The sequence below is a fragment of the Moraxella sp. CTOTU46711 genome, from assembly GCF_031975715.1.
Lineage (GTDB): Bacteria > Pseudomonadota > Gammaproteobacteria > Pseudomonadales > Moraxellaceae > Faucicola.
Window position 1 is genome coordinate 150386 of the sequence record NZ_DALYMP010000005.1, and the last position, 10184, is coordinate 160569.

Genomic DNA, 10184 nt, shown 5'->3' on the forward strand with positions numbered 1-10184 from the left:
TTCATTAATTTATAGGATAAATTTATGTCTAATAATAGTCTTACGGACAATGTTTTAGCTGTTGGTATTGATGATGGTCATGATGGTATAAAAGTCGCATATTTTGAACCTGAAAAAAAAGAAATCGTATGTTTTCGTATGCCGAGCGTCGCACAAGAGGGTATCGGTGATATGGCCAGTGCGCCTGAGCATGAGTTAAATAATATGCTCATTACTATTCATAAAGGAAACAATGCCGTTCATTACCTTGTAGATGGTGAACGAAAAGTTATTAAAGAACCGATGGATACGCGTTTTGCAGAATATCCAATAAGTGATTTAAATATCGCTTTGATAGCGCAAGCATTACGAAAAGCAGGCGTACCTTATAGCAAGTTATTTATCACCGCAGGTTTACCAGCCAACCAATATTTCGATAAAGAAAGTGGAAAAACAAATAAAACCTTAATTGAAGCCAAACATAATAATATTAATCGCTTACCACAAGTAAGAAGCGCAGCTGCCCCTAATATGTTTTATAGCGTTGTTGGCGTTGAAACATTACCTGAGGGTTATGGTGTTGCCGTAGATATAACAGCTGATAATAACTTTGCTCAGACAGATTTTGGTATAGAAGCAAGAGAAACTGGTTTTATCGTTATTGATATTGGCGGTAGAACCGTGGACTTGGTAAAAATCATGGCTAATTTGCAACCACGTCCTAATGACTCCTATAGCTTCAATAGCGGTATGTTGTATCTGCGCGATGAAATGCGTAGTCGTGTTGCCGATAAAATAGGTTTATCAAGTATTAGTGACAAAATGGTGGATGCAATTATCCAAACAGGCTGGCATGGTAAGCCCAATAAGATGGGTTCTACTGATTTAACAGAGATGCGTAATTATGTACTTCAAAGCTTCGCAGAGCGCATACACCGAGAAATTATTGGGGTTTTAAACACAAGTGACGAAGCGATGGGTGGCTTGGTTATTACCGGTGGTGGTAGCTATGCGCTGGGCAACTACTTATTACAAGCTTTGCGTAATAAGGGATTTAGATACGAAATTATTTTGCAAGAACAGCCCGAATTTGGTAATGCGAAGGGTTTTTGTAAATGTTCAATCTATCATTTAGTCCATAGATATATGTAAGGTTAGGTAATGAGTCGGATATATATTAAACCTATCCAAATGCAACAGACAAGCACAAACAGAATATATTATTGGTTCAATATAGATGAAGATGCCTATGATTTATCTATGCTTGAAAAGGCATGGGTAAACCATCCGTGGCCAAAATTAAAAAATATCGCCTTAGTGGGCTTGTGTTTCAATATGATTCAAAACTCACAAGATTTTGACACGGACATAAGTTTAAAAAAACTAATTGAACAGGTTAGTCGCCGGGAGATTTATATGCAATGGAATAGCATGTTTGGGCAATCCTTCAAAAGTAATTTGCAGAAAAACAGAACTACTTTCCAAAAGCATTACTCGAAGGATGATTTTGGTATTCAATTATTCCAAATCTTAATGCAAGGCGTAGGTGTTTTTGCTGAATGTCAATATGAACTTGAGCAAGCTAGAACGCTAGGAGAAAGAGCAAAGGTCAATAAGTTGAAACGCATGATCGAGACTTGTGATGCTATGAAGTTATTTTCTGAGACGACCAAATTAATTAATAGCTCACCTGCTGCAATTAACTACTTTGACCAAGCTGTGCTGTCTTATCTACCTAAGTATGAGTTTAGGTACACTAATGACGATGTTATATTGGTAAGTCTATCTAGAAAAGAAAAAATTGACCATGCCAATATCTTTTTGGCAGGTCAAAGTCTATATTCGTTAAATACCTTGAAATCTATCAAGCGAAATATTTATGACAAGAATGTAAGACTTAATGAAAGCATTGCTACGGCCAATGTATTACCTATCGAAAACCACTCATCAATATCACTTCAAGAAAATTCGTTTTCAGAATTGGCTAACGAAGATTTCCTCCTTATTGATGTAAATCGCGTGAAAAAGGTCAGTAAAACAGTACAGATAAAAGACAACACTGTTTCTAGCAAAACACTCAAAGACGCCACCATATCTCAAGAGAAAATAGTTGCACCAGCCGTTAAACCCCAAACTATTGGAAAAGTGGACGAAAAGACCACTCAATCTTCTTTAAATTCTTCTACGCAACCTTCGACAAAACCTGCTCAATCAGAACCAGTGGTGGCGTCAAAAGAAAATGAAAAATTGAGTGCATCTAGCTCGACTCAAGTTGAAAAAGAGGTTAAAGCCACTTTACCTCAGACCGATACCGCTAATACTCCAAAGAATACTGAGGGTGACACCAGCGATAAAAAGGAATTATCAATTTTTGAAAAAGCAAAGCAAGCTAAATTAAACCCTGCTTTAGAAGCTATGTTTGATATCAGTAATTGGCGTGATTAACGATGACAGCACAACAACATAATAATCACCAGCAGCGAAATATTGATAGTCATGATGATTATATAAACTATGCGTTTATCGCATTAATGGGGTTAATCATCCTGGCTATTCTAATGAAATACTTAGCTTTTTTTGGTAGGTATATTTATTTTAGCTTCCTGTTTCCCTTTTACGCGTTAAGAAAAATTAATCCATTGTATGAAATGGTATTCGGCTTATTAATTTGTGGCATATTGCTAGGATATTGGTTCTACAAACGTATTTATAAGGGAAATAGACAAACAAGTTTATTACCAATATGGTATTCACTCGTCATTTTTGTGGCTACTTCTGCTGATTTTGTAGGCCTTAAATTACTTACTGGATTTGTTGATTTATGGTGTAAACCAAACTTCAATGAAAAAGCAGGGGTTTTGCAGTATTTTACGGCTATTTTTAATTGTAGCGTTAGTTTTGAGGAACTTGATAAAGTTGGATTATTTGAAGTCATGTTATTTGCCATCTTTCCAAATATCATTTTGGCAATGTGGGCGAATTACCAAGTTTATTCCTCATATATAGACTTAACGACGAAACACCCTAAAGCGGTAATGCGCGGAAAACTTGATTTAGAGAGTTTGATCCGTGTTAAAACCCAACAGCAACCGCATCTAAATTATTATCAATTCTTTGATTTAAATAAACTGCCGATTGATTCAGGACAATTTCGTAAACTAGATAGTGGGCGAAAATTTATGTATCGCCACAATTTAATTCAAGAGTTTGTGCCTAGAGTTAAAGTCACTTTATCTAATAGTAGGGCTGGTGGTGATGACACCAGTGATTTATCAGAAATTACCGTGGATAATGACTTAGTGCCTATCATTAAAACCGATGCGTTCAATAACCTCATGATTGAGCAGCTTGGCGAGCCATTTATTGATATTGATAGCCTTTCTCCTCTCTATACCATCCTTTTGGCTATCACGATACCAAAAGCCTGTCTTGCCGATACCTTACTTGATAATAAAGAAATTAATCAAAGTAAAGATAGAGACCCTAAGTACGTTGAGACTAAGATCAAAGGCATGATTGTCGAGTTGTGGGATTGGGCGTCTCAAAAAATAAATAAGCGGCTAAAAGAACAATCATTACAGGAAATTAACTTAGGTCCACCTTCTGATGCCAGTGATTTCCCAAAAATCGAAGAATACCGCCAGTTTTTAAAAGAATGGGTAGCGTTTAGTTATATCGCTCAAAACTTAGTAAAACAGCATGCCTACTGTAGTACGTTACTAATGGCATCACTGAGTATTCAAAATGGCGCAAGAAAGTTGGGTGTGATGGCGTCAGCAGATTTTAGATGGATAATCGAATACGACCGAACGTTATGGGCGATTATTCAAAATACGGATCGTTCAGCGGCTTTTAGTGAAAATATTGCTACTGTCAGTCATTACTACGCTGAATTAGCCGCAGGTATAGGGCTGATCGAACCGATGTTCCAATCAGCTTATGAAGGATTTATGAAGGAAGTGACTAGCTACAATTACCCTAAAGAACATATTGCTGCTTGGGAAGCCTATAACAAGGGCGATCCGTCACTGATGATCCGTTACCGCTTAATTACTAAAGATGAAAGCATTTATAAAATAGAAGATTAATAGGAACTTTTATGCCAAATATTGTAGTAGTAGAAAGTAAGGATAAAATTCAATCCGTCAGTAAATATTTAGGTGATGGTTATCTAGTGTTCGCAAGTTTAGGTCATGTGTCAGATTTACCCGAGACAGGGGAGTTGGGCGTTAATAAAAAAACCTTGGAAATGAATTATGTGGTCACGGAACGAGGCGAACGTCGATTAAATCAAATCCGTCCTCACCTTAAAGACGCAAATCGCATCATCCTGGCAACTGACCCGGACCGCGAAGGTGAAGCGATTGCTGCATCACTAAGACGCGAATTGGGTATTGGTGACAATTACGAACGCGCTAAGTTTAATGAGATTACGCCGGAGGCTGTCAGAGAGGCGGTTAATAACACTGTCAAGATTAATGATAATTTAGTGAACGCGCAGGTGGCGCGGCGCATCATCGACCGCGTAGTTGGTTGGGAGGTAGGACCGTCTGTTACCGACTTTGCTGGCGATGATAGTTATCCTATGGGGCGCGTTCAATCACAAACAGTTGCCATCATTGCCAAACGTGACGAGATTATAGATAACTTTACCCCTTGCAAGCATTTCACCATTCGCGCTCACTTTAATGGTTGGTCTGCTGAATTAGACACGGTACGCTCTAAATTGGGTGAAGTCATGGACTCAGAGCGGTATTGGACGGATAGCCAGGCATGTGACGCATTGCGAGCGAAAACCAAAGATTTTAAGGTTGTTGACTTTAACCAAAAGTTGACTGAAAGCTATGCAAAAGTAGCATTTGATACTTCTACATTACACCAAGCCGCTGCCGTGAGACTTGGATTTTCAGCGAAGAAAACCGATCAGGTGGCAAATAGCTTATACACCCAAGGTCATATCACCTATATGCGAACGGACAGCACCGCAATTAGTAACTATGGCTATGAAATGATTGTGAACTATGCGAAGGCTAATAACCTAAAACTTGCTGAAAAAAAACGTACCGGGTCGAAATCACCAGTCGCCCAGGAAGCGCATGAGGCCATTCGGCCCACCAGTTTAGACTTTGATGGTACCGGACTAAATGAAGAAGAAAAAGCTTTATATGAATTAATATTCAAGCGTACTGTTGCAAGTCAGCTGTCCCCAGCAATTTATCAGAAAACTGTTATCGAGTTGGTTTGCCATATCGACGGAAAAGACTACTTTTATGTGGGTGGCAACAGCATATTGGTTGAACCTGGCTACCTTACTTACTTTGATGACACCGCAGATGACCAGGAGGAAGAACCTACTCAAGAGAACCCAATTCAAGTGTTTGAGCGTGACGAAACATTGACTGCCAAAAAGACGGAGAAAGTGAATAAAACCACGCGCCCACCTAGTCGTTTTACCGAACCAAGCTTGGGCAAATATCTAAAAGCCGCTGGTATCGGGAGACCCTCAACATACGCTAAAATTTATGAGAAAATTGTTGAGCATGGCTATGTTGAAAAGAAGAAAAACCAGCTTATAAGTACCGTAAAGGGCAAATTTATGGTGAAGGCCACTACAGGCATTTTTTCGATTATGGAAGAAGAATTTACTCGTAATTTGGAAAAAGAGCTTGATGATATTGCCAATGGTGACATAGATTACAAACAAGTGGTATTTCGGTTTTTTTCAACACTAAGTCATGAAATTGAGAAAATGCGACTTTATCCACCCTTAAAACCGCGTACTGAATGTGAAAAGTGCGGCAGCGTCATGAGACGCCGGGAGTCAAAAAATCACCCAGGGGAGTTTTTTTGGAAGTGTAGAAATAAAGAATGCGGTCATTATGCGTGGGAAATTGATGGCAAGGTTCAAACTACTGCTGAAAAAGAGGCGATTGCCGCACAACGCAAGCAGCGTCAAGAAATGATTGAGCAATTTGATAAAATGGCGGTCAATACAGATGGAACGCCAAAATTTCCATGTACTAAATGCCACTCAGCAGTGGCCAAACGTCCTTACTCCGGCATCGAGAAAGAAGGTCTTTATTATTGGCGATGTACCAATAATGAATGCCAAAAATTTTATCATGACAATCCCGAAGAAAACGCGCCTTATCTTGATGAAATGGCGTATCAAATTAAAAAATTCACCGGGGAGGATGGCAAGCCGCTTTACCCATGCCTTGACTGTGGTAGTGTGATGCTGCAAATCACGCCTAAAGGCAAGAATATGTTTTATCGCTGTACTAATCAAGCATGTAATCATACCTTCAATAGTGACTTAAAAGGCAACCCTACTAAAAAAGCCGAGTGGCTAATCAAAGCTGAGGCGCGATCCAAAGATAAGAACGGTAAGTTTAAATGGCATTGCAAAAAATGTAAAAGCCCTGTGTTGCTACGTGATAAGAGAGAAGGTAAAGGCACGTTTAAAAAATGTTCTAATGCCGAATGCGGTGAATATTACAATGATTAATTGAAACCTCAGCAAAAAAATTTAACAGTAAAATTAGTATTTAATGAGTTCAGAGCGTTTCTCTAGCTCATTTTATTTTATAATTTTCAAAGGTTTAGTATGCTAATATGTGATTACATTAGATAAAACTACCTAAGAAATACATGGAGTAGGCAGCATGATAATGATTGGTAATCCGTTAAAAAGCGCACAAGAAAAAACAGGCTGGGGGAGCTTTACCCCACAATTATATACTCATGGCTATATGTCATCACAAGCTGAATTACATCGCGCCAAGGCGATTGCTGGCGCGGTTGATTATATGTTGAATCTACCTGCTTATAGCTATCATTTGACGGCCAAACAAGGTGAAGCATCAAAGGCATTTTACTATCGTTGGATGTTTCGCGAAAAAAATGGCGAACTCTTAGACAATATTCAACTTTCAGTTGCCCATGCCAAAAAAATCGAGGAAGTTCTAGAACGCAATGAAGATAAAGCGTACTTTAAGGACCGATTTAACGCACGATTGTTAGAAGTCATTGCAATTCGAGAGGCAACAAACTTTTTGCCGATTATGAGCCATAAGCGTGATAGTTTTGGTTATGAGCAGCTATATGATTTAGTTGGCAATCCTGTCGATATCACCGAGTATATTATTCATCGCAAAAAATATATTCATGACCTAAAATTATTCTTGATGAATATGGTTAAGGCTTACAATCAGGTGTGCCGCTATGTGATTAATTTAGACAAAATCGGTGAACGTGGTGATTCAGCTATGTATCTAGCTGCTGAATATGGCCGCATTGTGCATCGAAGCTTTGCTGATTCGCTTTTATACGGCTTCCATCTTAGCCCATTATACAGTAACAACCCACTGTTCATGGGTTACGATGAAGAAACCAGGGATGCGTTTAAACTGGCTGGGATGTGTGAAGATTTAAAAATTTCGCTCGAGCAAGGTACCGTTGAATACTTGCCAACCACGGAGTTTATATATAACTCACAGGCGAGTACAAGACAGTACCTCAAAGACAATCTAGTTGTCACGGAAATAGATAATGAGTTGCACACAAAATTGCTTGATGTCAGAGTGATTGAAGCATACTATCCATTCTTAGCAGCCAGCGAAAGCGAGCCTTCTGAGGAGTTAGAGGACAACGCGTTTGCGCTTGCTTGTGAGTATTGGGAAAAAACACAGACTATCACTTATGACCGGTCATTGTTGGGTAAATATAGCTACCTTATTGCACCCAATAGCAGCTTATTTGATATTTTAAATTCTACCGTATTGGATATCTTTGATATTCGTCAACTTGGGGAATTGGCAGTTGCACAAGCAAAATTTATAGACTACTACTTATCATTGGATTTGAAGCGTAAAGATTATATCGTCAAAATGCTATTTAACAGCTTTCAACGCTATGCCAATTTAGGGGATGGATTGCAAACTATTTTTAACCCTGCAAGTAGCGATTTTTATGCGGATGTTGATCTGATGGAAGATTTATACTTTTATCATGATAAAGGAGCTACATTTTTATCGTCGATTAATAAATTAAGTAATCAAGTTAGAAATAACATGCGTGATTTAGTCGCCAGTCAAGCTGATGGGCAAGAAAACCCAATCCACCATTATGAAACAAACACCTGGCAAGTCGCCATTGAGCCAACTTTAATGCCGGACGGCAGTTATAGTATTAGGTTTGACCTAGGCGACACTAAAATTGCTCAGAATAATAGGGGCGTATTAAACGCTGACAATGAAGTCATGGCAAATGTTATGAGCAGATTGCAATAATTCAGATTTAAAATTGACTTCCTCCCCTTGCTAAACCAAGGGGATTCCTTCTCCAAGACGGTCAAGCCCGACCGCAAGAATGTTCCGACTGGCATTGATATCTCTATCATGCCATGTGCCACACGTTGCACAAGTCCATTCTCTTATTCCAAGCGATTTTCTACCTTTCGGACTATTGGCGGTGATATCACCGCAACACGAACATCGCTGAGTCGTGTATTTCTCATTCACGATTTCAAAACGACAACCTGCATGCTTGCATTTATAGGTCAGTTGTCGCTTGAGTTCAAACCAACCTGCATCGTAAACCGATTTGGCGAGTTTGCCTTTTTTACTATTAAATTGATTACTCTGAATATCACCGACCACGATTAGCGCATTATCTTTAACTAATTGGGTGGTGAATTTATGGATGAGGTCTTGGCGTGTATGCTTGATTTTGGCATGAATCGCTTTAACACGTCGTTTGTTTTTGGCACGTTGAGCAATGGCTAAATCTTTAGCATATTTCAGTGTTTGCTTAATGGTGAGTTTATCACCGTTTGAGGTGGTAGCACTGTCTTTTAAGCCTAAGTCAATGCCTACGCTACCCGTTCCGCATTGTGTCTTGGGATAGTCTTTGACGGTGATACAGGCATACCAACGGTTACGGCTGTCTTGTACCAATTCGCATGTGTTGATTTGGTATAGGCTAAGGTTATAGCTGTCCCATAGGTTGATGATTAGCTTTTGCCCTTTGGCTAGGCTTAGTTGCAAGGTGGATTTTAAGCCTTTTTTACCTGTTTGGTGTGTGGCGATGTGTTTGATGGCAGATTGTTTAAACGGTAGCCAACCTAAGCTTTTACGCTTAGAGCTTGGGTTGTTGGTTCGCCAGTTTAGTTTGGCTTTTTTGAATTGCTTTCGAGCTTTGGCGTGGGTTTCATTGATGGCTTGGATGGTCTGACTGTGTAAGCCAAGTAGTTCACCGCTACCTTTGGTGTAGTCGTTTAGGTCATAAGCACTAAAGAATTTACCAGTCTTTTTTAGGTGTTTGTAACTCAAGTCATTGACATAATTCCATACGAAATTGACCGCACCGCTTAGGCGGTTGAGTTTATCAGTATGTTTGTCTCGTATGCGTAGCTTGAGTGTTTTCATGAGCTTAGTGTGGCAAGTTATGTTTAAGGTTTCAAGGTGCTAGGTTGGCTATACGTCATTATGCGTCGTGTTGTTTGCCTTATATCCACCGCCTAAAGTCGGTGGTTTTACGGCAACGGAGGATAAAAAACGGCTTTGATAGCCGTTTTTTATTTTGCTAATTTTTATACAGATTCTTTCATTTTTCACTCTATAGAATATTAGAATGTGAGTTCAAATCAGTATAAAAAACTTTTTTAACCAATGCTTTGTTTAGGTGCTACATAATCAAAATTTTATGCCCAAGTTATCTTTTTTGCCTGTCCCATAAATTTGGGTGCCTTTCTTTAATAACTTCAAGAGCCTTACTTCTTGCTTCTTTATCTTTATCCCAACAAGGTCTAGTAGAACTTTCAGGATGTCTGCTACAAGTGCAGTTGTCATAATAATATTGATAACTCGAACCTTTTTCAATTTTACCTGATAGGTAGCACAAACAACCTTCCTCAAAATATTCACATCCTTCCGTAATCATACAATATCCTTAAATCGTTAACTTTCATCGCCACCGTTATTTGTTTCGGTTGGAGTGGTTAAATTGTTGGCAGTAGGCAATTTAAATGTCATCTGATTTAAAGTTTGGGGTTTAGATGAATTTACATTAAGAGACCCACTTGCATTTTGATATGGTTTGAAACCATTTTCGTTGTTAACTCGCGTAAACTGCTGAACGCTTGGGCTGACTTGTACCGCTGGGTTAGCAGGGTTCACCGTACCAGTTGCTTGAGCGGTTGGCAT

Annotated in this window: 8 protein-coding genes; 5 read left to right on the forward strand and 3 right to left on the reverse strand. The window is 39.1% G+C overall.

The features are described 5' to 3' along the window. The first annotated feature begins 24 nt into the window (after nucleotides 1-24). From parM to RTJ53_RS08635, 5 genes are all read left to right on the forward strand, one after another. Nucleotides 25-1131: a ParM/StbA family protein gene (parM, locus tag RTJ53_RS08615; RefSeq protein WP_128681982.1), complete on the forward strand. Its 1107-nt coding sequence runs from the start codon at nucleotides 25-27 to the stop codon at nucleotides 1129-1131. A 39-nt stretch (nucleotides 1132-1170) separates the two neighbouring features. Then, on the forward strand, nucleotides 1171-2424 hold the full coding sequence (locus tag RTJ53_RS08620) for a hypothetical protein (protein ID WP_312276620.1): 1254 nt from the start codon (nucleotides 1171-1173) through the stop codon (nucleotides 2422-2424). 2 nt (nucleotides 2425-2426) lie between these two features. Next, nucleotides 2427-4067: a secretion/conjugation apparatus DotM-related subunit gene (locus RTJ53_RS08625; protein WP_312276621.1), complete on the forward strand. Its 1641-nt coding sequence runs from the start codon at nucleotides 2427-2429 to the stop codon at nucleotides 4065-4067. Between the two features lie 11 nt (nucleotides 4068-4078). Continuing rightward, entirely contained in the window at nucleotides 4079-6487 is a 2409-nt protein-coding gene (locus RTJ53_RS08630; protein ID WP_312276622.1) for a type IA DNA topoisomerase, read from the forward strand. Nucleotides 6488-6644: 157 nt separating this feature from the next. Next, nucleotides 6645-8270 carry a hypothetical protein gene (locus tag RTJ53_RS08635; protein WP_312276623.1) on the forward strand — a complete coding sequence of 542 codons (1626 nt, stop codon included), beginning with the start codon at nucleotides 6645-6647 and terminating at the stop codon, nucleotides 8268-8270. A gap of 30 nt (nucleotides 8271-8300) precedes the next feature. Here the strand turns inward: RTJ53_RS08635 and RTJ53_RS08640 are convergent, their stop codons facing one another. From RTJ53_RS08640 to RTJ53_RS08650, 3 genes are all read right to left on the reverse strand, one after another. Then, complete coding sequence (locus RTJ53_RS08640; protein ID WP_312276624.1) at nucleotides 8301-9407, reverse strand: RNA-guided endonuclease InsQ/TnpB family protein; 1107 nt, start codon at nucleotides 9405-9407, stop codon at nucleotides 8301-8303. 286 nt (nucleotides 9408-9693) lie between these two features. Next, complete coding sequence (locus RTJ53_RS08645; protein ID WP_128681633.1) at nucleotides 9694-9921, reverse strand: hypothetical protein; 228 nt, start codon at nucleotides 9919-9921, stop codon at nucleotides 9694-9696. A gap of 17 nt (nucleotides 9922-9938) precedes the next feature. Next, a partial coding sequence (locus tag RTJ53_RS08650) for a hypothetical protein (protein ID WP_312276625.1) occupies nucleotides 9939-10184 on the reverse strand: 246 nt, incomplete at its 5' end.